Consider the following 24,751-nt stretch of genomic DNA (forward strand, 5'->3'; position numbering starts at 1 on the left):
ATATCGTGGCTCATCTCGTCAACATGACCAAGCGCGGCGCCGACCAGATCGGCGGTGCCGACTACACCTTCGACTGCACCGGCAACACGAAAGTCATGCGGCAAGCGCTTGAATCGTCCCACCGCGGCTGGGGCAAGTCGGTCGTCATCGGCGTTGCCGGCGCCGGCCAGGAGATCTCGACGCGGCCGTTCCAACTGGTCACCGGCCGCACCTGGATGGGCACCGCCTTCGGCGGCGCGCGCGGCCGCACCGACGTGCCGAAGATCGTCGACTGGTACATGGACGGCAAGATCGAGATCGATCCGATGATCACCCACACGCTGAAGCTCGAGGACATCAACAAGGGTTTCGACCTGATGCATGAGGGCAAGTCGATCCGCAGCGTCGTCGTTTACTGAGGAGAAGAAAGCCGCCGACCGAAGGGCCAGCGACTGAAGTTGCTTGAGGTTCAACAAGGGAGGAATGAAATGCCGGAAAAACTGCATCCGAAAATCGACAATGGACTGCCCAGGGTAAAGGCGGATTTTGCCGGTGGGACGCTGGTCTGCGCCTGCACCAGCAACCCGGTCAAGGTCAAGGTCAAGGGCCAGATCGCCCACAACCACGCCTGCGGCTGCACCAAATGCTGGAAACCGGAAGGCGCACTGTTCTCGGTCGTAGCGGTTGCCGGTACGGGCGACGTGACGGTGACCGAAAACGGCGACAAGCTGAAGGTGGTCGATCCGGGCGCGCTGATCCTGCGCCATGCCTGCACCGGCTGCGGCGTCCACATGCACGGCCCGGTCGAGCGCGACCACGCGTTCAAGGGGCTGTCCTTCATTCATCCGGAGCGCTTCCAGGAAGACGGCTGGTCGCCTCCGGGCTTCACCGCCTTTGTCTCGTCGATCATCGAATCCGGCATCGATCCGAGCCGCATGGACGGCATCCGTTCGCAGCTGAAGTCGATCGGCCTCGAACCCTATGACTGCCTCAATCCCGGCCTGATGGACTACATCGCCACCTGGACGGCGAAGAAGTCCGGCGCGTTGCCGGTTTAGCGACTGATCAGACACTATCCTTTGGGGCCGGACGAAATCGCCCGGCCCCATGCGTTGGAACGAACGCAGGCGAGCGCGTAGACGGAGCACGCTTCGTAAGTCATTGCCGACGTGTTGTCAGCCTCCCGGGGGCGTTGGGCTCAACGGGAATACGCTGACGGTTGCCCTTTTGAGCATGGCGCTGGTGATTAGAGCGCCTGTGGCGAAAGCCGCCAGCGGGAACCAGTAGTCGCCGTGACGGCGATAGCCGCGATGGTAGTCACGAGAGCCGCGATGGCCATTCCAGTAGGTGCCATCATTGCGCGAAAAATTGCGATTGCGGTTGACGCTCCGGTGTTTCAGCCACGGCTTGTGGTCGACCGCCTGCACATCGGAAGCGGAAGATAGGGCTAAGCTGGCATACTGAAGGACGATCGCAGGATTTTCGCCTCAAGTGAGCCCGTGCCGGACAAGATGGCGAACGACCGGGGAAAACATCTGCTGGCCGATATAAGATCCGGTGTTCGCATTCTCGAAAATCGTTTCGGCGATCGCATCGTCAACTATGGGAATACCTGCCTGGCGCGCTTGAGCCATTATATCGTCGGCCGCGCGGCCCTGACCCTTGCCGACAACCGTCGGCACAGGCGTTTCGCCCTTGACGTAGCGCAACGCCACGGCGCAGTCGCCGGACACGAAGACGATGACCGCATTTTTCACACCCAGCTTTGCAGGTTGGATCACTGCTTCGCGCCGCTGTCGCTGTTGTTCACGTCGGATCAATGGGTCACCTTCGAGATCTTTGTGTTCGCGCTTGTATTCGGTTGTCGTCATGCGCATGTCGCGAAGGAACAGCCAGCGCTGAACAGGAACATCGATCAAGCCGATGACCACAAAGGCCAGGGCGGCGGCAATTCCGAGGGGTGTTAGCACCGCCTTGATGATCGGCTCCAGGCATGTCTGACCACAGCCTGGCGCATCGAAGAGCGGCTGTAGCCAGGCGATCAGGATGAATACGAAAAGGCTTGCCAGCAACACCACCTTGACGAGGCCCTTGGCGAACTCGATGACGTTGCGGAGCGAGAGGATCTTCTGAAGGCCCTTCGCCGGGTTTATGTGATCGAATTGCGGCTTGAGCGGCTCGAACGAGAAGACCGGCCCGAACGTGCCCAGCATGCCGAAGGCTACGGTGAGAACCACAACGATCCCGACTAGCGGGAATGTGGCAAGCATCAGCAACGAGAACGAGTGGCGGATGGCCCGCAGGCTGACCTCCTCGAACGAGCCGCCGGGCACCGTCACCGTCTGCACGAGTTCCGAAAGATGCTTGAAGAGCAGCGGCCAGGAAAAATAGAGATACGCGAGCGCTGCGAAAAGAGTGAAGCCGGAGACCAGATCGCGGCTTTGCGAAACCTGGCCCTTGCGGCGGGCGTCACGAAGCTTCTTGTCGGACGCCGGTAATTTCTTTTCCTCAGCTTCTTCGGCCATGTTGCAATCTTACCGCACTATCGTGGTTCCAGTCGGCCGATGCCCTGTGTAAGGTGTGGCGGGCTTGAATACGGAGAGGTGGATTTGCGGTTGCATGTCGTATTCTTGCCAGTCGTCATCACACTGGCGCTGAGCGGTTGCCAGACGACCAAAACTGGCTCCGTGCAGGCCAAGGCGCCGGGCCCATCGTCCCAATCCGAGCGCCTGATCAAGCTTGCCGACGATATTGATGCGCGTGGAGAAAGTGATACCGCCATCGCGCTCTACCAGCGCGCCGCAGCAATGCCGGACGCCAAGGCGAGCGCGTTCGTCAAGACGGGCGACGCTTACATGCGGGCGGGCTATCCCGCCGACGCCGCCAAAGCCTATCAGGCCGCGCTCGCCAAAGCTCCCAATGACGGGGGAGCAATGCTCGGGCTTGGCGCGGCGATGATAGAGGCAGGCGATATCGATGCAGGCATGCGCGCGCTTGCTCAGGCAGCGCCGCTGGTCAACACCAGCAGCGCCTACAATCGGTTGGGCGTTGCGCAGACATTCGCCGGCCAGACAGGGCAGGCGCAGGCGACTTTCGCCCAGGCGTTGAAACTTGCGCCGGGCGATCTTGACGTCGAGACCAACATGGCATTGGCGGCAGCCCTCGAAGACAATTCCGCCACGGCGCTGCCGCTGGTGCAGAAGATTGCCGCTGCCCCCAACGCGCAATTGCACCACAAGCGCAATATCGTGGTGGTGTACGGGCTTCTTGGCCAGGCCGATCAGGTCAAGGCCTCGCCGCCAATCGGCCTGACGACCAAGGAGGTGGCCACCCTGCTTGCCCGCGCAAGAACCATCCGGCTGAAGGGCAGCACTCAGGCCAAAGCGAAAGCGCTCGGTTCCATCCTCGGCTAGCGCATCGGACCGGAAGGCCTGAAGCGGCTTTCCGCCAGGCGTGACGCGTAGAGTGGTGCTACGCGGGCGAATACCGCGCCGGCTCACTCGACTGGGAGCGTCGTTTGCGGCGCCGACGGCGCGCTGTTGGCGCCGCCTATCGGAGCCTCCTCGCCATCGAGGTAGCGACGGGCCGCGCGCGCAGTCGGTGCGGCGGCCGCCGGGCCTATGCGGCGGCCCTCTACGAGGTCACGCTGGCTTTCGGACATACGTTGAAGATTGAAGGCGTTGGCGCAGCCGGGCGGCAGGTGAGAGCCGACGCCGGAGACGATCGTCAGGTTCGTCTTGGCGGCAGAGTTGTCATCGTCGGCTGGCTCGGCCAGACAGGCATCGGGAGCAAGGACAGAGCCGCCGACACCCTTCTCGGAGCCGCCCGCATCTGTCGAAACATAGCTGTAGCCGGGCGAATAATCCTGCCGCTGTTGCGGGCCGTTCACGCAGCCGGCCAGAACCAGCGCTGGAATAACGCAGCAGAATGCGATGGGCGATGTCATATCCGGTCCTCGTTACTTGATGATCAGACCCGTCGCCGACGCGTCATTGGCGTGCTTGCGGCTGCGGTGCTTGGCTGCCGGACGGTCAAGCGGCGTGGCGAGGCTGTCGCGCACCGGTTCCACCAGATAGGGCGTGATCAAAATAACCAGTTCGGTCTCTTCGTGCTGGAAACGCTGCGATTGAAAAAGCGGGCCAAGCACGGGTACATCGCCGAGCACCGGAAACTTTTCCAGATTGCGCGAGGTCCGCTGCTGGAAAAGGCCCGCGATCGCAAATGTCTGACCGCTCGCCACTTCGACCGTGGTGTCGGCCTTGCGCACGACGAAACTCGGCATGGCGAAGCCGTTGGCGCTTACGGATCCGGTCTCCGACAAGGAACTGACTTCCGGCTGGACATGGAGCGCGATGCGGTTGCGCCCGATCAGCGTCGGGGTGAAGCCGAGGGACACGCCGAAGGGCTTGTATTGGACGGTGACGACATCGGTTCCTTGCGGGATCGGAACCGGAATTTCGCCACCCGCGAGAAAGCTTGCCGTTTGACCGGTCATGGCCGTCAGGTTCGGTTCGGCCAATATCTTGACGATGCCGTTGCGTTGCAGGGCTTCGATCAGAATGTCGAAGTTGAAGCCATGCGCCTGGTCCATGTTCAAACCGAAATTGCCGTTGCCAGAGGGCACGCCATTGTCCTGGAACATGTTGAATTCGAAGCCGCCGCTCCTGTAACCGACAGACCAGTCGACGCCGTATGACTGCAGCTCCGTGCGCGAGACTTCGGCGAAGCGAACCCGGATGTTGACTTGCTGTGAGCCCTGCACGGTCATGTTGTTCAGCGGCGGCTGTTCCGGCGGCGAGAAGGTCCGGGCGACATTGTCCAGATCCGTTGCCTCATCGACGCCTCGCGCCTCGCCTGTGGCAACGATGCGGGTTCCAAAAATGTGGAGATTTGTCGCCGAGCTCGGCTGCATTGCTTGCTTGGCTTCGGTAGCAGGCGTGACATCGGGGGTGACGCGGAACTGGGCTGTTGCCTCGATCCGCTCATCGGCCGTGACTGCAATGAGGTTGGTCAGGCCGGGTTTGAGGCCGAACACATAGACCATGCTCGGCGACACGACCTGAAGGTCCGCGATCGTGGTATCGGCGATCAGCACGGATTCGACCGGGTCATTGAATCGCAACAGGCGTCCTTGCCCGACCGGCAAGCCGATCGTTGGTTTGCTCGGCAAGGGCGATATGTTCTGTGCCGTCGCGTCGGCCCCTGTGAGCAATAACGCCAGCAGGACGCCAATCGTCGCGATAGCGAGCCGGCCTAAATCTGCCCGCCTGGCGAAAGCGGCTGATCCAACGCCTGCCGCGGTATTGTGGAATGTCATGCCGTTCCTCTCCTGAATCCCCGATGTCCCCGTCCGTCCGGCTGGCGTCAGGAGGGTGCCTCCTGCGCGGCTTTCGCCTGAGCCGACGGGAGCGACTGGGAGACGATGCGCGCGCTGGCTTTGCCGGAGCGGCCGGCGATCGTGGCCAGCGGCTGGACATTGAATTCCTGTGCGAGCTCCTGGAAGGACAGAACCGGAAGCTCGATGGCATTGTGTGTGAGCAGGCTGCGCATGTGACGGCGCACATCCATCGCGGCGAGGACGACCGGCGAGACGTCGGTGGCGTTCTGCGACAGGGCTCGCTCGATTTCGGTGACCAAAGCCTGCGCATCATCGTCCGAAAGGTTCAGGAAGGTGCCGGTCGATGTGCTTTGCACTGCGTTTCGCAGGATATCCTCGGCCGACCGCTGCAGCACATAGGCGGCGATGATGTTGTTGCGACCGGCGCAGCGGAAGCTGATCTGACGCTTCAAGGATGTGCGGACATATTCCGTCAGCAGGACGACGTCCTGTTCGCGTTGGCCCCATTCGATCAGGGCCTCGAGGATAAGGCGCAGATTGCGGATCGGCACGTTTTCGCCGACGAGCCGGCGAAGCACTTCCGCGATCTTCTGGAGCGGCACGATCTCCTGCGCCTGCCTGACCAGATCGGCATAGTCCGGTTCCATGTCCGAGAGCAGCCTGCGTGTCTCCTGAATCCCGACGAAATGGCCGGCATACAGACGAAGTGCATTGCCGGTCCATTTGGCCGCTGTTTGCACCGGCGTTGAGAAGACGAAGCCGGCCTGCTTCAGTGTCGACAGGTGGCTGTCATCGGCCCATACGAATTTGCGCTGGCCGGTAATCGGAGGACCTTTTTCGTAGGGTATTTCGAGCAGATCGAGATGCGTCGTGTCCGCTTCGACAAGAACACGGTTGGCAGGAATTTCGGCATCCAGGATGGGCGCACCTTCCAGATCGACGCGGACGCTTCGTGGCGAAAGCATCTCGTCGACCTGCATGCCGATGGCCGGAACGTCGACACCGAGATCACCGAAGAGGTCGCGGCGCACGCCGTCGGCGAGCGCGGCAAATTCGAGCTCCGGGACCAAGCGTCCGAGCTCGGTTCCGAAGCGCACGACGACGCGGTAGGTCGGAGACAGTGTTGCGGTGGAGATTGCCGAAAGCGACATGGAATTCCCCCGCTGTGCAGGCGCGGCGGTATGGCCGATGTCTTGAGGCTCGGACTCCTGGACGGTGCGGCGATTGATTGCATAGGCGCCGGCTCCGCAGCAGGCACCAAGGACCAGGAAGGCGATGGAGGGGAAGCCTGGCACCATGGCAAGGCCGACCATGATCACCGCGGCGAGCGCGAGCGCGCGGGAGTCGCGCAGCAGTTGGCTGGTTATTTGCCGGCCAAGATCGCCCGATCCGTCCGCGCTGCCGACGCGCGTCACCATTGTGCCGGCGGCCACAGCGACGAGCAGTGCAGGTATCTGCGCCACCAGGCCGTCGCCCACGGTGAGCAGCGTGTAGGTCGCAGCCGCGTCGCCGATCGACATATCGTGCTGCAGCGTACCGACTGCGAAACCACCGATCAGGTTGACCAGAATGATCACAATGCCTGCGATCACGTCCCCCTTGACGAATTTCATGGCGCCATCCATTGCGCCAAACAGCTGGCTCTCGCGCTCCAGCTGCTGGCGCAGGTGGCGTGCCTCCGCCTGATCGATGTCGCCGTTGCGCAACTCGGCATCGATGCTCATCTGCTTGCCGGGCAGCGCATCGAGCGTGAAGCGCGCGGCCACCTCGGCGACGCGTTCCGCACCCCGCGCAACAACGATGAACTGCGCAACAGTGATGATCAGGAAGATGACGAGGCCGACCGCAATGCTGCCACCGACGACGAAGGTGCCGAAGGCGGTAATGATCTCGCCTGCGTCGGCTTGGAGCAGGATGAGTCGCGTGGTCGTGATCGTGATCGCCAGCCGGAACAAAGTGGCGATGAGGATGACGGACGGCAGTGACGAAAACTGGAGTGGATGAGAAACGTAGAACGAGGCCAGCAGGATAAGCACGCTGATGGCGATGTTTGCGGTGATGAGAATGTCGACGAGAAACGTCGGCAATGGAATGAGCATCATCACCACCGCGACGAGCATCAGGATGGCAATGACCAGATCGCTGCGGCGTGACAGCCTGGCAAGGAATTGCATCAGTCGTTCCGAGACGGTCATCCGACGCCTCGTTGCGACAGGAAGCTAAGCAAGGCACTGCGCGCCTCCGTCTTGCGCCCGGCCACGAGCAAGGCGCGGCTCTTCAGCAATGTAAGCACGGGGTGATCCATTCCTTCCAAGGTCTCCAGCCTGGCAATCGTGGCAAGCGCCTTTTCCGCCTCGCCATCGAGTATGAGAAGGTGCGCCAACGTTCTGAGGACGCCGGCATTTCCCGGCGAGAGCTGTGCAGCAATAAGCAGGTAGGCCGCGCCCCGCTTTGCCTGCCCGTGACACCCGTAGAGATAGCCCAGGACATGCAAAAGATGCACGGTGTCACGCGGCTCGGTCAGAGTTCTATCCTTCCTGCATGCGACCAAGCAGATCGCGATGACGCTCGATTTCCTCCTCGATCAGCGTTCTGGCGAGGGTCTTGAGTTGCTCCCCGCCCTCCAGGCCTGGGACCAGGTGCGTTACAAGATGCTGGAGAATAGACACGGAGCGACGCAGGATGGCTGGTTCGGGAATATTGGGCATGACGAAATTGGCGAGTATCTCGTCGAGCGACTCGCCGGCCGCACCTTGAGAAGCCTGGAATTCCGCAGTTTCCGGCCTTTCTGCACCGGCGGCTGATTTCGTCCCCTGAGCACGGTTTGCTGCTTTGTCGACCCCATTCATCCGCCGCCGGCTGATGGCCTGGCCCCGCACACTTTCCGCCTGCCGCCCCTCGCGGCCCGCCGTGTCAACCCGTGCCGTGTCGAATCGTGCCGCTTCAAGCCGCCGGTTCACGGATATTTCAGCGCGACCGTGGCGCCGCCCTTGGTCAGGAGAAGTTCGGTTTCGCCGATGTGTTTGACGGCCCAGCCGTCGTCGGTGAATGCACCTTCGTGATAGCGCGCACCATCGGCTGCGATGACGTAGGGCCGCTCGCCATACCAGATCGCCTGCAGCCTCAGGCGCGGGGCCTGCTGCGCATTGCCAACCATGACGTTTGAGATGAGGGGAAGGTGAGCGCCGAACGACTGATCGAACCAGGATTGCGTTTGTGCCCAGACATCACTCTTGTCATTCGGGATCATACCCGAGACCACGAGGCGTCCCTCTGATTGCAGAACCGTTAATGTGCTTATGCCGGATCGCTCGAGGCGCAGCTTGAGCTGGCTTTCCGCTTCGGCGGCAGTGTGGATTTGCGCTGGCGATGAATCGTCCAGGATTTTTTCCCCTGCCTGGCCGGCGAAAGCCACTCTGACTGGTTGCCCGTCTTGAGAGGACGCCTTTGCGCCAATCTCTTGCTTGGCGAAAGAGAACCCGTTCGCGGCGACGGAAATTGCGAGAACCGCACAGAGAACGCTGCTCGCGACCAGCAGCGGGCGATTGGCAAAGGGCCATCGATTGGGTACGCGTTGCAGGCTGACCAGCTTGATGCGCGCCTCGCCAACACTTATGGTGAGCGGCAGCCTGCAGCGGCTGCCATGTCCCTCATGGATGGTCTCGCCCGTGGCCAACGTGACATCGCCGCCGACGGCTTCGATTTCAACTTGGCTGCCCTTGCGCCGCAGCCTTGCGTGAATCGGTGCGATGCCGGCATCGCGCAGGACAATGTCCGACTCAGTGCTGGAGCCGATCGTATATTGTGGCTCGACCAGACTGACTTCGGCGCCGGCGTGAAATCCGTGGGTCACGCTCAGCGCAATGGAATGTCCGGTGTCCGGGGAGGGGGCGATGATCGATCGGAGTCGGCGCGCCGGCGCTGCTGGTTCCAGATGTTTGCTGATAGGACGAGCGGTCATGCCACTTCATCTCCCGCCGATGACCATTTCAAATGCAGCCTGATGACGGCGCTGAAAAAATTGCGCCGTGCAAAGTACGCCGCCGGGTGCTTGCGGCGGCGCATGGTTCGGGAATCCGCCGCCTTAGGCCTTTTCAGCCGACTGGCCGAGCGTCCTGGCGGTGCTCATCAGCATGTCATGCTGGGATTTCGCGATCTCTTTCGTGATCTCCAGGCCAAACATGCGCTCCTGGTGCTTGATCATCTTGTCCAGGTTCTGTTCCGGCGACCCTGCAGAGCCGGAGGTAATGGGAGGGGTAGCAGCCATCATTGTCTCCTTGAGGGACTATCCAAGTTGCAAACTCCGGACTCACATCGCTGCAGTCCGGAGGATTGCGAAGGCAGCTTAAGGCAGCATGGCCGAAAATGAAAGTCCAGTTGGAATATTTGAGACACTTCGGTTCCAACTGTTGCGTCGCCTGCGTTCAAGGAGTACCTTGGCAGGTGGGTGAATGGGGTATTTCAGAATGGAAAAAGGTCCTTTGGCCGAGCTTTTGGTCGAACGGTTCGAGACTATGCCACCGCAGTTGCGGGTCGCCGCACGTTTCGTGCTGGATCATCCCAAGGATGTCGCACTGATGTCGATGCGCGAGCAGGCGCACCAGGCCGGCGTTTCGCACAGCACGATGATGCGGCTGGCGCGATGGATTGGCCTTGAAGGCTACGAAGATATGCGCAGCCTTTATGCGCGCGCGCTGCGCGAGACCATCGCGGGCGAGCCGGCGCGACAGGGTATCGGACAGCATGGCGATCCGGGATATTCGACTGCCGGCGTCGTTGCCGACACGCTCGCCGCCCAGATCTCAAGCCTTGGCGAATACGGCAACGCCATGCAGTTCATTGCGGCAGCCGGTCTGCTCGCCCGGTCACGCGATCTGTTCGCTGTCGGCTCGCGCGCCGCCTATCCGGTCGCGAGCCACTTCGTTCACATCATGTCCTTGCTGGCTGGCGGTGACTGCAAGGTGACGCTTGTCGGCGAGATGGCCGGACCGGGCCTGGATGCCCTCCAGCACGCGGGACGCGGCGCGGTGCTTCTTGCGGTGGGCATATCGCCCTACGAGCGCACGACGATCGACGTTGCGCGCCAGTCGGCTCGGCAGGGCATCGGCGTGGTGGCGATCACCGACAGCAGCGTGTCGCCGCTGACACAGATCGCGCGGGAAACAATTATCGTTACGTCAAATTCGCAGTCCTTCTTCCGAAGCATGGCGCCGGCGTTCGCCGCCGTCGAGATTCTGGCGGCACTGGCGGCAGCGCAGTCTGAAACGAACGCCGCAGAACGGGTAAAACAGTCGGAAGAGCAGCTTGCTGCTTTCGGCATTTATTGGAAGCCCCCTCGATAACATCCGAAAGGTTGCGATCGGGCGGGGCGTGACGGCAGCCAGGCTGCCGGCAACGTTAATTTCCGGAGGTCGTCCTCATGGTTCGCCCGATAACGCCCACCAAGCCGCCGGTCCAGCCGCAAAAGGTCAATGCCAAGGCAAACGCCGCGCAGATAGCGCGGCTGGAGGCCCAGGCTGCCAAGTTGCGGGAGCAGATCAGGCTTGCCAACAGGATGGGCGAGCGTGATTGGGCGGCACAGGCCCGCCAGGAACTGGCCCGTGTGAGCACGCAACTGGATTCGCTTCAGTCGCCGCCGGTTGCGGCTTCGGCAGCGCCGAGTGTCAACGTCGTCAACGCCAGCAACGGCACATCCGTCAATGGCAGGACGGTGACGCCGGCTCTCTACACGCAGACCAATCTCGCGGCACTGGCGGCGACACCGGTGAAACTGGATGGCAGCACGCCCGAAGACAACGCCGCCGAAGCGACGGCTGCGCGCAACATTGTCAGCGACGTTACCGGCGGCAAAAGCATCGACCAGATTGCATCTGCCCGGGGCATGACGCGCGAACAGGTTATCGCCGCGCTCAGGTCCGGCGGGATGACCGTTTCGACCGCTGACCCGAGCGGCAATGGCGACGTGCTGACGACGAAAATCACGGATGCCAGCGGCCGCACCGTCACGCAATATTACGACTACCAGCACGACAGCTATTACACGAGCGTGGAGCAACCGAACGGCACGGCAACCACCACGCCGATCCGGGATGGGCTCGGGCGCAAGGAAACCAGCAGCTATAATCCCGATACCGGTGCCATCACGACGCGTTATGAAGACGATCTGGGCACTGGAACCGTCACCGAGCGGACCACCTTGCCGAACGGCGCTTCGGTGGAAACCGTTACACCCGGGAACGGGCCGGCATTGCCGGTCACCACCGTCAACGGTCCAGATGGTCGCAAGACCGTCCTCGCCGCATCTCAGGATCCGGGCGGGGCAACCACCCAGGGCATCAAGGATGATCTCGCGGACGGCAAGAGCATCGAGCAAATCGCGCAGGAAAGGGGTCTGACCAACGAGCAGGTGATCGCCGAGCTGAACGCCGCCGGCTATCAGGTCACGACGCGCGAACCGACGAGCGACAATGGTGACGTGCAGTCGGTTGAAGTCGTCGATCCGCACACCGGCGTCAAGACCGTCTACTATCACGACTACCAGCATGATGAGCGCACCGTCGTGACGACGTCTGACGGCAAGGAAACGACGGTGTCAGAGGACGGGAACGGCAGGACGCGCAACAGCGTTCGCAACACCGAAACGGGCGAGACCACAACCACAATCGTCGATCCGAAGGCCGGAACGGAAACCACGATCGTCACCGACAAGGACGGTCGGGTGACGACAACGACCACCGAGGAGATCAATGGCGGCGAGCCCGTCGAGTACGAGGTCAAGCCAGGCGACAATCTGACCCTGATTGCGCAGCAATATGGCGTGTCGCTGGACGATCTGAGGAGGACGAACCCCGAGCTCTTCAATTCGTCTCGTGACCCCGACATCATTCACCCGGGCGAAAAGGTTACCATCGAAAACGGTACCCGCACGACCGTGGAAGTCACCTTCAACGGTTATACGCTGACCACGAGCCCTGATGGCAGCATGACGCTGCACAACAACACCACCGGGACCGACCTGAAGATCGAAGCAGGAAGTACGCAGGAGGCGTTGGCCAGGACGCTGTTGGCGGTGAACCCCAACAGCAGTGATGCCACGGAGGCAAAAGAGGGCGAGGTCGTAAAGACCCTCGTCGAAGGGCTGCTGGCGGGTGAAACCTTGCCCAGTCTCATCGACGCGGCAGAAGAAGCCGGACAAAACAAACAGGACCTGATCGAAAGATATGGTCTAGGTACCGTCGCCACGCCCAAGCTGGACGGCGAGAACAGGGTTGTCGATCCATTCGGCGATCCGCCGCAGGGTAATGCACCCTCCGGCGGAAAGTGGACGCCGATGAAGATCGATGGCGTCTGGACCTGGATCGATCCCGAGGTGGCCCGGGCCATCATTGCTGAGAACATCGCGCTGTCCCAAATTACAGAGACGCGAGCTCTGGCCGGTCAGCGGCAGGAACAGTTCAACGTCTATATGCTCGACCCCGCCTACAAGGATGCTGTTGATGGGGCGCAGACAGTTATAAACGAGGCGTTGGCACCCCATGGTCTGCAATGGACCCCGCAGAAACCGGAAGGCACGCTTGCCGATGCGCAGGAGCGGCTTACCAAGGCCAACACCTTGCTGCAGAACGCGCAGGATGCCCGTGGCGAATATGAGACTGCCGGGCGCATTCTCGCCGACGCCATCGCCCAGCAGAGCGAACTTGCGCCGCTGATTGATCCCAATGCAGACGTTGCATCCGCGCAAGGGCAGCCAGGTCCCAATCGGCAAACGCAGTACGCGCAAGGCCTCGCGGATCATGCGGCTGTCGATCAGCTGTTCTCCGAAGTCGGCCTGCATCTGAGCAAGGGCGACAAGCTCACCATCGACTTCCTGGTGGGGCAAGCCGAGCTTGACGGCATTCCGACCGACTCGAAGGAATATCAGGACCTCAAGGCGCTGCAGACGACAGCAGGCAATCAGCTCGAATTGGCGGAAGCCTATCAAAACTACTTCAACGCCCATGCCGACGCCACGCAAGTGGGTGCGCAGCAGACGGACCTCGAGCAGAGACTGCTCGCCGAATATAATAGCGAGCACCAGTTTCTGTTCGAACAGGGAAAGAAACATCAAAGGGTCAGTGGCGATTATCTGGGTCTCTTCCAATCGCAAAAACTTGAGGTCCGCGACGGCCAGCTGTGGGTGGTCAACCAGTTCGAAGAGGGCACGACCGAGCAGCAGCTCACCTACAATCTGAGCGAAACGAACGTCAGGGATGAGTACCGCGATCGGCAACTCAACAAGGACTGGCAGCAGCTTTTGGGCGGCAGCAGTTCCACCGGGCCGGTGTGCACGGCAAATGGGCTGCAAGCAGTGAGGGCCAGCGAGGCGCAGGCGGCGCAGAATCTCAATGATGTCCTGGATCGGCAGCTCGGCAACAGCATTGAAGACCTGAACTCCGAGCTATCGACGCTGCAGACCAACTTCAACAATGCGTTGACGGAGCACGGGCCAGGAACAGTCGATGCTCCTGAAGGCACGCTGCCCAATGGCGTGCAGCCTGTCGAGATCAACGTCGGCGGACAGACAATCAAGGTGGCGCCGGAGGTTGCGCAGACATACTACGAGATAGGGATCGATGCGTTGACCCAGAGCGGGAAGGCAGTCTGGATCGACCTGGACACAAAAGATGACGATGCCAGTGGACGCTGGGTTGATCCCGAACTGGCGGTCGCCAAACTCAAGCTGGACGCGACAACGCTTCAGATAGCGCAGGCCGAGGAACTGCGCGGCCTGGTGCAAGGCTTCAGCGACTATCATGAGCTTCGGTCCAGCGATCCCTCGTTGCTGGTTGACCGCAACAGCACGGTGGATAAGGCCTATCTAGACGAGCATGAGCAGCAGACGCTTGACGGCATCTATCAGCCGAAGTTCCAGCAACTGCTCGACAGCGGCTACGACAACGAGTTCCGTGAACAGCGCGGTACGGCCCTTGAGGAGACGGTCGCCAGAACGCTCGGCATAGATCGTTCGACCGAGGAAGGTCGCGAGGCGATCGAGAATGTGACGGAAGAGATCCGCGATATCGGCGGCGACAATCCTTACGTGCGCAGCGTGCCGATTTTCTATGTTGACGACGAGGTCGGGACACAGCAGGTCGCACTGTTTGCTGTGCGTGACGGAGACGGCAACACTCGCTATGTCGACGTGACCGGCAAAAAGTTCGACGACCTCCCAGATTTCCAGGACAACAACAACCAGTTCGGCGAAGACGGCAAGCTCGTCGTCCCCAAGGGTCTGGAGATGAAGGCCGGCGATGACGGCAGGATCGAACTGGAAGTCGTCAAGTCGCGCAATGTTTCTGCTTGGGACAAGGTCGTCGATCCGCTGGTTGGCATCGGGACGGGTATAGCCACCATTCTGTCGTTCACGCCGGCCGCGCCGATTGCAGCACCCTTGGCCTATACGGGCGCGGCCTATCTCGGCACCCGAGCGGTCATAAACCAGGTCAACCATCTGGAACATGGCGGCGAGTGGGACGATACCGAGTCGCTGATGAATGTCGCCAGCGTGGCAACCACGGTTCTGCCCATGGCTTCCAGCGGTCTGCGCACCATTGGATTAGCAGGAAGGGAAATGACGGCCGCCGGATTGGCGGGAAAGGAAATGACGGCCCTGCAGGCCTTCCGTGGCAGCATAGGCGCAACACGGTCCAGCTCGCCCCTGGCGCTCGAAACCCGAACCTACATGCAGTCGACCGCTGGCCTGAACAAGGCGGCGTGGGGAGCGGATGTCGGCTCCGTAATTGTCGGTGCACCTTTGCTGGCGACATCGGCCTACGATCTTGCTGTCAACGGGGACCAGATGAACGGTCTTCAGCTTGCCAACGCGCTTACGGGCCTTGGCACCGGTATTGCCGGCACGGGCCTCGGCATTCACGGTCTGCGGACACTGCGACCTGGAACGGGCACGCAGGCAAGCGCCAATGGTCCCGGCGCCAACCAGCCACCGAGCAGCGGCGGACCGCACCAGCCGCCGCCATGGTCCGCCGGCAAAGGACCACGGCAGCCGCCTCCGGCGCTGGAACCCGGCCCCTCCGGACGTCCGATGAATGTCTATGAAATTGGCGCCGACGGTGTCTACAGGCCGACCGGGGAGCAGGTATTTCAAGATCCTAACCATCCTGTGATACCCGGAGAAGTGATCAAGACCAGCGATGCCAGCGGTGACGGTCCGACGATGCTGCCGGGCCGCGATCCGCATGAATCGACCGGGCGCAATTCAGGGCATCCCGCTGATAGCGATCCCATCATTGTGCCGAACAAGCCGGCAGGAAAAGACGACTCGATGCGCCTCGTCTGGGATCCGGAGACGCGCAGCTTCACCGGCATGCCGGAACCCGACACAAGCGGGTACATCTACACCAGTGGCAAGGATGCCAAGACTCCCTCAGCCTATCTTGACGGGCTGAGCGTCGAGCAGCTTGTAGCGCGATACGAGGCAGAAAAGAGCTATTATTCGAACCGCGAGTTGGCCGAGCGCTACGGCCCGGATGGCGTTCAGATACCGCGCACGCCGCTCCGCGACATACTGCCCGACTTCCGCATCGGCGTCACATTCCGGACGCGCTTGAATACGGGCCAGGCCTTCGACATCGGCTCGCCGACGGTGGCGGCCGTCGGCTTCGGTGTTGGGACCAAGACCGATTTCGGCATGATCGGGTGGTCGATCGTCGACAGCATCAGCCAGCGCAGCCTGACACCATTCACGGATGCGCTCGGCACTCAAGGCGTCGTATCCTACCGGGCACGGGAATACAGGAACATCACCGGCCTTCAGGCCGGCGTCTGGCCGGTGTCAAATCAGACGGCTTTCCCGGTTCGCAGCAGCGATCTTTCGGTGGCGGCAACCAGGGCGATATTCAGCGATGCGACTGGCTACAACGCCAAGCCGCTGGATGCTGCCATCGTCGGTATGACGCCAGACGGCGAAGGCACCGTGATCGAGATGACCTATACGCCTTCGCTCAAGGGCGAGGAGGTCACGATCGCCCCCGGCCAGCACGATTTCTTTGGCGTGCCCGTGGAAAACAGCGCTGGTCACGTCAAGCTGGAAGGCGCGCTTCCCTTCGACCGTGTCATGACCGAAACAAAGGTCGGACTGCGGCTGCCGATCGTGGCCAATCATGTCGGGGCGGTCGACCAGATGCCGCGCGTCGGCTTCGAGAAGCGCCCGGAAGTGCCCGTCAAGGACACGCTCCAGCCGGGTGACATCGTGTCGAAGCAGACCTACGACCAGATCCAGTCCGCTCTCGGCTCGACAAGCCTGAAGATCCAGTTCGCGGTCAAGGATCCGGCGAAGGCGTCCGAACTCATCGCAGCGATCGGACAAGGTGATGGCATCCGGTCGATCCATGACCTCGTCAAGTCTGGTCAGATCGATCCGTCGAACACAGTTTCGTTTGTTGATGAACCGACGCTAAGCGGATTACGGCTTTCAGCGGTACCCGGCAAGGCGCCCACGGCAGACATCGTTTTGCTGACCGGTGAGAGGGTACGCGTCGTCAATCCCGAGGCGATGCTGGTCGACATCATCTTCAACGACCGCAACAGGCTTCCCGGTGTGCTGGGCTTCAATCCCGACCGGACGGTAACTTCCGCGGCCTACAAGGTGAAATCGACGGTACAGTCGTGGCTGCCGGCGCGCTTCAGTCCCGACGGGACGCCGCAGCCCCGTTATATGCCGAGCGCCGGCAACATCTATCAGAACCTGTATGGCGCTCATGGCACTCCGGCGACACGTTACACACTTTCGATGTCGACACCTCCTCTGCCAGCAGGGGCGGCGGCTTTCAGTGCTGAAGTGAGAATCCAGTACAAGTCCAAGGCTGCCAAGGTCGCTCCTTCAATCGCCAAGGATGAAACAGCGACGCTGACCTTCGATCGAGCCGATGGACAGAATGAAACGCTGACGGTCCCGGCCTGGCTTGCTCATGCCTTAGAAACCTCGCGTGACGGCGCGGCGACAGCCATTCCGAAGGGTGGCAAGGCCTCCCTGGAGCAGGTCCTCGGCGAACTGGAAAAGAAGGCGAGACCCGACCAGCGCGCGGCGATAGAGAAATTCCGGACGGAATTCGGCCCGTCGATCGTCGATGGCGGCTTCGTGCGCCAGAACGTTGCCGACGGCGTGCTGACGTTCCTCTCCTCGCAGGTGGGCAGCCGCCGAAGCGGACCGATCCAGATAAGGGACGAGAACGGGCAGTCCGTGACGGCAACCCGTTACGGACCGCTGCCAAAGAGCCCGCAGAATGTCTATGTGCCGCCGGCGGATGCTCCGACAGCGCGCGGCGACGAACTGGAGTTGATGCACAAGTCACATATCCTGTTCCGGGATCCGGAAACCGGAGAGCCCTATGTTCTACCCTGGATACGTGGTGCTTCTGACGACCATGTGCCGGGGAGTCTTGGGTATCCCGAGGAGGGCAATCAGCCTGTCGAAGGCGCGGGCGATCCTACAAGACCCTTGCGCGGCAATGTCGGCCCGTTTGTGTTCCGGGCCGATACCCGCTCGCCAACCGAGATTAGGGACGCGGGAGGCTTCTCGCCACCGCCCCCGACAGGAATCTGGGTGGACAATCCGCAAGGCATCGCCCTGAGCAGCTATGTCATGGGCAATACCCATGGCCGTTTCGTTGGCACGAGCCAGTCGATCTCGGGAGCCAAGGCTTTCGTTTCGCAAGAGTCACGAGCCGCGCGGCAGCAAGGTTACACTTATCTCTACACGCTGAATCCGAGCAGACCGCGCCTCCACGTCCCGACCGAATTCGAGGCAATGGGCCGACCCGTCGGCGACAGGATGGCCCGCGTCGACGAGACCGCAGTCGACGGCAGCATACCATGGAGCGAGGTCTATGGCTGGCGGATGATGGATCCGGACGGGAATTTCGTCGGTGAGTTCACGCGCAATGAGGATGCCGTCGCGCCCGGCACATCGACACAAAAACGCCCACAGGTCATCTTGCGGCCGGCCGACGAGTTCTGGGATGTCAATACGCCAGCACAGACCGAAGCGCCGCCGCCCCCAGTGGCCGAGGTGGTCAGCAACGAAGCCCCAGCTGTGACTGGCGAAACGCCGCAGGCGGTGAATATTGCTGCCGAAACGCCGACAGCCGCCACATGGCCGCCGGCGCCCGACCGGGGCAGGGCGGTTTTTGACCCTGCCAGCGGAAAGATCGTCAGCCTTGAGCTTCCGGTGAGCTCCGCCGCGGAACCAGGATATGCGGAACCGGTGCGGGCGCCGACCGGGCCGGAGGTCAGGGCGCTTTCAGCCGATCAGATTTCCGAACTGACCGGCACGCAATTGCACGCCATCAAGCCGGAGCACATCGCCAAGCTGGCGCCTGAGCAGGTTGCTGCACTGAGCCCCGAGCAGATCGGGCAGCTGACGTTTGATCAACTTGCGGCGCTTCGACCGAAGCAGTTGCGGGCGCTGAGTGCCGAACAGCTCCAGGCGATCAGGCCAAGCAGATTGCAGGCCGTTGCCCCTGGCCGTATCAGCGGTTTGCGACCGGATCAGGTCGCTGCCTTTTCACCCGAGCAGCTTGCTGCCTTGACCATTGAGCAAGTGCGCAAGCTGACACCCGACCAGATTGCCAAGCTCAGTGATGAGCAGCGCAATGCGCTTACGTCGGAACAAGTCGCCGCCATGAGACCTGCCCAATTCAGCCATCTCGATGCGACCCAGTTCGCGGCGTTGGACCCTGATCTCGTCGCAGCACGCGATCCCGCGACAACGGCAAAGCTGTCGCCGGACCACATCTCGGCGCTTACGCGGGAGCAGCTTGGCGCTCTGACCATTCATCAGATCGAGGCGCTGACGAAGCAACAGATAGCGGCGCTGACGCCGAAGCAGCTTGCCGAGTTGAGCCCCGGCCAGTTGCGCAAGTTCACGCCCAAGCAGTTTGCCTGGATGTCGACAGAGCAAACGAACGCGCTTTCCGTGCTGCAACTGACGACCTATCGGGCAACGCATAAAAAGGCGATGACGCCGGATCAGGCCACCAGCGTCGATCTGGCCCTCAGCCATGCCAGGATGCGGGAAAACGCTCAGGCGCTCGCCACCTTTGGCGGCATGTCGACCACCTCCTACATGTTGTGGAGTTCATTGCCGCCAACCTGGACCGCCACCGCCGGATCGGTGGCATTTGGCGTGCGAGGCATCATTTTCGGCGCGCAGGCGCTCTTCCCCAACGCAACCGCAGGTCACAAGCCGTTCGGGCGATTCCTCAACGCGCTCGGCGGAGCCACATTCATTGCCGCAGCACCAGGTGCCGCGACCGGGATGATCCAGGGTAAGGATCTTGTCGTCAACAGCACGTTCACGCTCGGCAACATCGTCTATGGCACGAAGTCGATGCTGCAGTCGTTCACCGGCAGACCGGTGATCCGAAACCTGGCCGAACATCTGGCTGGACCCGGCTATGTGCTTGGCTGCGCCGTCTATACGCTGCACTCCTGGCCGGCGCCGATCGCCACAGTCGCCGGCACCATGTTCACCTTCGGTTGCGCGGAATTCTGGGCGTCGGCCATAAGGACGGACCGGATGAATTGCGGTTCAGTGCCGCGAACCGATGCTGATATCGCGGCGGCGGAAAAGGCCGACAAGAGATGGGCCGCATGGGATCGGTGGACTCTGGGCATCACCTTCGGCGTTGGAATGCTTCTCTTCTCTTTGGACGCCCTGCTCGCGGAGCCTTGGGAGGGCGCGAAGACGCCCCCTCCACCCGATCCGAAAAAACCGGATGGCGATGCCTCGTCCCAGCAACCCGATGAGCCTTCGGATGGTCCAGGCGGACCGCAGATCCCGGGAGAGGATTTCCCGCAACTTGTCGTGGTCGCCGATGACGGCCTGAATTTGCGGACCCAGCCTGACGGGGATTCGACCGTGGGAACGGTTCTGCAACCCGGCACATTCGTCGAACAGACCGCGAAGCCATCGACCGATCCGTCAGGGGAGACCTGGATACCTGTCGAAGGTTTCGCACCGGATGGCGAAATGCATAGCGGCTGGGTTTCCGGCGACTATGTCGAGGCTCATGCCGAGGGCAGCAGCAACCCTGAGGGCCGCACGAACCCAACGCTGGAGAAAGACGGCTATCAGTGGGTCGAGGTCAAGGACGGCGACAGCATTCGCCTGATCGCCAAGACCCATTCTGCGGATGTGGCGGACACGGTTGTGCTCAACATGGATCATATCCTGAGCCCGGACCTGATCTTCTCAGGCGACCGTATCTATCTGCCGGTCACCTCGACCGGCTGAGAAACCGCGGGGCCAAGCCTGTCGTCCGTTGACTCCTGCGCCTTGCCGGTTCTCGCGGCATATGCGTTTGCAACGGAGGCGGCCAGCTTTGCCGCCCCTTCCGCTATCGGATTGGATGGTTCGGAAGAATAGCAAGCGGTAAACTGCAAGTCGGACGGGTGCCATTCGCATTCGACGATGCGCAGTTTACCGCTTGCGACATAGTCTTGGACGACTCCCTCAGGCAGGGAGGCAATTCCGATTCCGTTGAGTGCCATTTTGATGGAAGCGGCCAGCGAATTGGCCGGAAATATGCGCGGCGTCTCTTCGAATTCACCGGTGAGCTTGCGGTAGAGTTCGCTATAGGGGCGCGTGGTTCGCGCGTAGCTGATGATCGGAAACTGCATCAAGTCGTTCAGCGTCACCTTGCGTCGATTGGGCAATTCCAATTGCGGCGAGCAGACCCAAACAAGCGGAAAGGACGGCATCCCGATATTCTCGATGCTGTACTCCAGGACAGGGCCCATCAGCACCGCAAGATCGAGCCGGTGTGACATGAGTTCATTGCGAAGGGTCGTCGTCGCATCGACGACGATATCCGTCTCGACAAGCGGATAGTTTGCCTTCAGGGCCTTGAGGAAATCCGGGAGCCAGGTGTGCACGATCGTTTCGGCAACCCCAAGCCTCAGCACCCTCGTCGTCTCTGAAGTCTCTGAAAGAGAGCTGGCCATCAGTTGCAGCCGCTCCGCTACGCGCAGAACCCGTTGGGCAGGTGGTAGCAGCCGTTGTCCTTCGGCGGTCAGCCTGACTGTGCTGCTCTGCCGCTCGAACAGCTTGGCACCCAGCGCTTCCTCCAACCCGGCAATTCGTGTGGATACCGCCGGCTGCGTGGTATTCAGGCGTTCCGCCGCCTTTCGAAAGCTTCCGAAAGTCGCCACCAGGAGAAAGGTTTCGAGCTGCTTGATGTTGAAAGGTATCATTACGGTCGATCGCTCATCTGCGGCTTTCGGGGGGGCGTCGAACCATCAATGCCGTACAATAATCTGGGTGCCGATCTTCACTCGGTCGTAAAGATCGATGACATCTTCGTTGGTCATGCGAATGCAACCGGAGGAGTTGGCCTGTCCGACGGTCCATGGCTGGTTGGTGCCGTGGACGCGATAAAGCGTGTTGCCGATATATAATGCGCGCGCGCCCAATGGATTGTTCGGTCCTCCCTCGATATGCGCGGGCAGGAAGCGGCCCTTTGAGGCTTCTCTGGATCGCATTTCGGCCGGCGGCCGCCAATCTGGCCAGTCCTTCTTTCTCGAAATCGTGTCGCGACCGGACCACTCCAGCCCCTCCTTGCCAACCCCCACCGCGTATCGCAGCGCTTTGCCGCCCCCCAGGATGTAATAGAGGCGCCGCTCCGTGGTGTTGATCACGATCGACCCCTTCGGCTGAGCCTCGTTGAATGTCACGACCTGCCTGGGAATCACTGACCGCCCGGGCACGATTTCTCCGTCCGACGTCAGGCCGGAAGCGCTGGGGGAGACCAGTACATTTCTCGCCCGATCGTATGTCCAGCTTCTAGGGTCATAACCGCTGTTCGATTGGGCCTGCGCCGACGCGATGGCGGCAAGCGACGCCACGGCAACCAGAACCGATGCACTCAATCCCTCGACAAGACGCGTTGCCACAAACCTCTTGCTTCTAGGAACGCCTGCGGGCACATCCAAGTTCGCGAGCAGGCTGTTGTTTGCCGTCACCGAGACCACTCCCTTCCACATTGAACCGACGACCCCGAACCCGGTGGTAACCGATTCCAACGCGGCACCATATCGCGTTGCGGATCGTTCGCAACATTTGGCACAGATCGTTGATATGTAATCCAATTGGACTTCCTATTTTCGAGTGTGCGCGATAAGATGACATCGGCGGACAGGCTATGAAGTAAGCGAGGCGGGTCATCACTCGTGGGTCGCTTGCGATAGGACCAATGTGACGGGACGCGGTATCTACCATGCGGATCGGTTGTCGGGAGGCAGGGCTACCGTTGTCGCCTGCGGCCTTGCCGTCATCCTGGCGCTCGGCTTTGACTCGCAGCGTGCGTCCGCGGCCGAACCGCGCTGGCCCCCTGGCCCTTACAAATACATCACGATCGATCAGTCCGTGACAGACGCGCTGGTTGAGCTCGGCCGCAACATGCGGGTGCCCATGCGTGTCAGCAAGCTGGTAAAGGGGCGCCTGAGCGCCGGCATGCCGGTTGGAACGGCCCGCGAGTTCCTCGAAGAGATATGCAATCGATACGGGCTGGTCTGGCATTTCGACGGTATCGTCATGAACGTCGCGACCGAAGCGGAAGTCCAAACGGAAATGATCCCGCTTGATGCCAACATGGCTGCTGGCGCCGAAGACAGGCTTTCACGGCTGGGCGTCAGCGACCCGAAGTTTCCAATAAAGGTTTCCAAGCAAGACGATGTCATCTCGGTATCGGGGCCGCCATCCTACATCGAACTTGTCAGGAAAACGCTCGGGGTTCCTGCCACGGCGAGCACGAAGCAGGAAGCCGGCAAAGCTGTGTCGGTCCGCGTTTTCCGGGGAAAGCAGGCGGAGGCGCAGACTGTCCCCTCCGGCAAACCGAACTAAGAACTGGAGGGCACATTCATGCAAATCGCGCCGATTGGAGCCCTAGAGGCTACGCTTGCAAACTTGACCACCAGCATAAGTTCGCAACAGCAAATCACCGCCGGCGCGGCAGCGCAGCCCGGTAACCGAATGGTGGGCGCCAAGCAAGAAAAGCACGATGCCGCGAAGGTCAATATGCCTGAGCGCAGTGATGTCGCGATGCCGGCTGGTCAGCAGGTGGCGCAGACGCCCGGCGCCAATCCGGCAATCGGCGGACAGACTTCCAAACCGGAGAAGACCGAGCCGATCGTCGAACACAAACTCTTCGACTACATGGCCGAGACGGAGAAGGCTGCAGGTGGGGTGTTCACGGAACCATCGGCCCTTTTGGGTTCTGCCGTTGAGTCGCTGGAAGGAACCATGCAGCAGGTCCAGAAGGCTCTTGGCCAGGCTAACGCTTCCCCAAGTGCTGAAACGGCCGCCACGCAGGATGGCGCCGACAAGACGGCCCCGTCCGGCAAGGAAGGCGAAGACTCGCCAGCCAAGAACGCAGAGCAACTCCTGGAACGATCGATTTCGGTGATGTGGGCAGCCGCCAATCTCGAGGTGGTTACGAGCAGCGTGACGGCCGTCACGTCGTCCACCAGCACGCTGATCAAACAACAGTAAGCGCCGCGGAGTGTTCGTGCCCATGCCAACCTCGCTGCGGCGCTCAACGCGATTGAATCAATGCCGCATCCGGTGTCGCGTTGCGCTCGTTGTCATGGGTATGCTTGTGCTCCAGGCGTGTTCGGTGGAGTTGTATTCCAACCTCAACCAGCGGCAAGCCAACGAGATCGTGGCCACGCTCATGCGTCACGGGATCCCGGCCCAACGCGAGGTCGGCAAGGACGGCAAGATGACGGTTTCCGTACAGAAGGGCCGCTTCGCCGAAGCTATGGCCATTCTCGACGAGAGCGGCTTGCCCAAACAGGAATTCCAGACGCTCGGCGAGGTGTTCAAGAGGGATGGGCTTGTGTCCTCGCCGGTGGAAGAGCGGGCAACGATGATCTATGGCCTGAGCCAGGAGCTGTCGCAGACGATTTCGGACATCGACGGCGTACTTTCGGCGCGCGTTCATCTCGTACTGCCCGAAAACGATCCGCTGAGACAGCAACTGGTACCGTCCTCCGCCTCCGTGTTCATCCGGCATCGCGCATCCGTTCCGATGAATGAGCTCATCCCGCAGGTCAAGATGCTGGTGGCCAAGGGCATCGCCGGACTGACCTATGACAATGTTTCCGTCACCCTCATTCCGGTTGCAGCGACAGCCCCCGAGCAGGAAACCGGCGAGGCCGGGTTCACTAGCTTCCTCGGCCTGTGGCTACATCCCGACAGCGTCGCCGCCGCGATGTCGCTGTTTTACGGCATGGCGGCGGCGATACTCGCGCTGGCTGGTCGGTTGGCCTACATGCAGTGGTATCGACGGCCCGGCATCTATGCGCTCGATGCTTCCGCAATGCCGGTGAAGAAAACATGACCCAGCCCGGCTCGGAGCAAACTGCCAGCCCGGAATG

At 61.5% G+C, this 24,751-nt stretch carries 18 protein-coding genes; 8 read left to right on the top strand and 10 right to left on the bottom strand.

What is annotated here, in order from left to right:
- Positions 1–398 (top strand): zinc-binding dehydrogenase (locus NKJ94_RS13055; protein WP_352525479.1); only part of this gene is annotated, 398 nt, incomplete at its 5' end.
- A 69-nt stretch (positions 399–467) separates the two neighbouring features.
- Positions 468–1,037 (top strand): S-(hydroxymethyl)glutathione synthase, encoded by a 570-nt coding sequence (gene gfa / locus NKJ94_RS13060; protein WP_352525481.1) that lies wholly within the window; start codon positions 468–470, stop codon positions 1,035–1,037.
- Between the two features lie 429 nt (positions 1,038–1,466).
- Here gfa and NKJ94_RS13070 read toward each other — a convergent pair whose 3' ends face one another.
- Positions 1,467–2,504 carry an EscU/YscU/HrcU family type III secretion system export apparatus switch protein gene (locus NKJ94_RS13070; RefSeq protein ID WP_352525483.1) on the bottom strand — a complete coding sequence of 346 codons (1,038 nt, stop codon included), beginning with the start codon at positions 2,502–2,504 and terminating at the stop codon, positions 1,467–1,469.
- A 90-nt stretch (positions 2,505–2,594) separates the two neighbouring features.
- Between NKJ94_RS13070 and NKJ94_RS13075 the strand changes: the two genes are divergently transcribed.
- The gene (locus tag NKJ94_RS13075) at positions 2,595–3,392 is read left to right on the top strand and encodes a tetratricopeptide repeat protein (protein ID WP_352525485.1); all 798 of its coding nucleotides are present in this window, start codon (positions 2,595–2,597) and stop codon (positions 3,390–3,392) included.
- A gap of 83 nt (positions 3,393–3,475) precedes the next feature.
- Here the strand turns inward: NKJ94_RS13075 and NKJ94_RS13080 are convergent, their stop codons facing one another.
- The 7 genes from NKJ94_RS13080 to NKJ94_RS13110 form a co-directional block, all read right to left on the bottom strand.
- Positions 3,476–3,925, bottom strand: coding sequence for a hypothetical protein (locus NKJ94_RS13080; RefSeq protein ID WP_352525486.1), 450 nt, complete (start codon positions 3,923–3,925; stop codon positions 3,476–3,478).
- Between the two features lie 12 nt (positions 3,926–3,937).
- The gene (locus NKJ94_RS13085; protein ID WP_352525488.1) at positions 3,938–5,296 is read right to left on the bottom strand and encodes a type II and III secretion system protein family protein; all 1,359 of its coding nucleotides are present in this window, start codon (positions 5,294–5,296) and stop codon (positions 3,938–3,940) included.
- Positions 5,297–5,343: 47 nt separating this feature from the next.
- The gene (sctV, locus tag NKJ94_RS13090) at positions 5,344–7,512 is read right to left on the bottom strand and encodes a type III secretion system export apparatus subunit SctV (RefSeq protein ID WP_352525489.1); all 2,169 of its coding nucleotides are present in this window, start codon (positions 7,510–7,512) and stop codon (positions 5,344–5,346) included.
- Entirely contained in the window at positions 7,509–7,820 is a 312-nt protein-coding gene (locus NKJ94_RS13095) for a tetratricopeptide repeat protein (protein ID WP_352525491.1), read from the bottom strand. Before NKJ94_RS13095 ends, sctV begins: the two co-directional genes overlap by 4 nt.
- A gap of 25 nt (positions 7,821–7,845) precedes the next feature.
- Positions 7,846–8,277, bottom strand: coding sequence for a hypothetical protein (locus NKJ94_RS13100; protein ID WP_352525493.1), 432 nt, complete (start codon positions 8,275–8,277; stop codon positions 7,846–7,848).
- The gene (locus tag NKJ94_RS13105; protein ID WP_352525495.1) at positions 8,274–9,278 is read right to left on the bottom strand and encodes a SctD/MshK family protein; all 1,005 of its coding nucleotides are present in this window, start codon (positions 9,276–9,278) and stop codon (positions 8,274–8,276) included. The genes NKJ94_RS13100 and NKJ94_RS13105 overlap by 4 nt, the downstream gene beginning before the upstream one ends.
- A gap of 123 nt (positions 9,279–9,401) precedes the next feature.
- Positions 9,402–9,587, bottom strand: a complete 186-nt coding sequence (locus tag NKJ94_RS13110) for a hypothetical protein (RefSeq protein ID WP_126056235.1) — start codon at positions 9,585–9,587, stop codon at positions 9,402–9,404.
- 181 nt (positions 9,588–9,768) lie between these two features.
- Here NKJ94_RS13110 and NKJ94_RS13115 point away from each other — a divergent pair, with 181 nt between their 5' ends.
- Positions 9,769–10,659 carry a MurR/RpiR family transcriptional regulator gene (locus tag NKJ94_RS13115; RefSeq protein WP_352525497.1) on the top strand — a complete coding sequence of 297 codons (891 nt, stop codon included), beginning with the start codon at positions 9,769–9,771 and terminating at the stop codon, positions 10,657–10,659.
- Between the two features lie 77 nt (positions 10,660–10,736).
- The gene (locus NKJ94_RS13120; RefSeq protein WP_352525499.1) at positions 10,737–20,609 is read left to right on the top strand and encodes a LysM peptidoglycan-binding domain-containing protein; all 9,873 of its coding nucleotides are present in this window, start codon (positions 10,737–10,739) and stop codon (positions 20,607–20,609) included.
- Here the strand turns inward: NKJ94_RS13120 and NKJ94_RS13125 are convergent.
- Positions 20,582–21,568 (bottom strand): LysR family transcriptional regulator, encoded by a 987-nt coding sequence (locus NKJ94_RS13125; RefSeq protein WP_352525501.1) that lies wholly within the window; start codon positions 21,566–21,568, stop codon positions 20,582–20,584. The two genes, NKJ94_RS13120 and NKJ94_RS13125, sit on opposite strands and share 28 nt — an antisense overlap.
- A gap of 45 nt (positions 21,569–21,613) precedes the next feature.
- A complete protein-coding gene (locus NKJ94_RS13130) occupies positions 21,614–22,336 on the bottom strand; it encodes a L,D-transpeptidase (protein ID WP_352525502.1) in 723 nt (240 codons plus the stop codon).
- Positions 22,337–22,568: 232 nt separating this feature from the next.
- Here NKJ94_RS13130 and NKJ94_RS13135 point away from each other — a divergent pair, with 232 nt between their 5' ends.
- The 3 genes from NKJ94_RS13135 to sctJ are packed head-to-tail and all read left to right on the top strand — an operon-like array spanning position 22,569 to position 24,714.
- Positions 22,569–23,216 carry a type III secretion protein gene (locus NKJ94_RS13135; protein WP_352525503.1) on the top strand — a complete coding sequence of 216 codons (648 nt, stop codon included), beginning with the start codon at positions 22,569–22,571 and terminating at the stop codon, positions 23,214–23,216.
- 18 nt (positions 23,217–23,234) lie between these two features.
- Positions 23,235–23,864 carry a hypothetical protein gene (locus NKJ94_RS13140; RefSeq protein WP_352525505.1) on the top strand — a complete coding sequence of 210 codons (630 nt, stop codon included), beginning with the start codon at positions 23,235–23,237 and terminating at the stop codon, positions 23,862–23,864.
- Between the two features lie 22 nt (positions 23,865–23,886).
- Positions 23,887–24,714: a type III secretion system inner membrane ring lipoprotein SctJ gene (gene sctJ, locus NKJ94_RS13145; RefSeq protein ID WP_352525673.1), complete on the top strand. Its 828-nt coding sequence runs from the start codon at positions 23,887–23,889 to the stop codon at positions 24,712–24,714.
- Positions 24,715–24,751: the final 37 nt, after the last annotated feature.

This window comes from Mesorhizobium sp. M0060 (genome assembly GCF_040323155.1).
Lineage (GTDB): Bacteria > Pseudomonadota > Alphaproteobacteria > Rhizobiales > Rhizobiaceae > Mesorhizobium.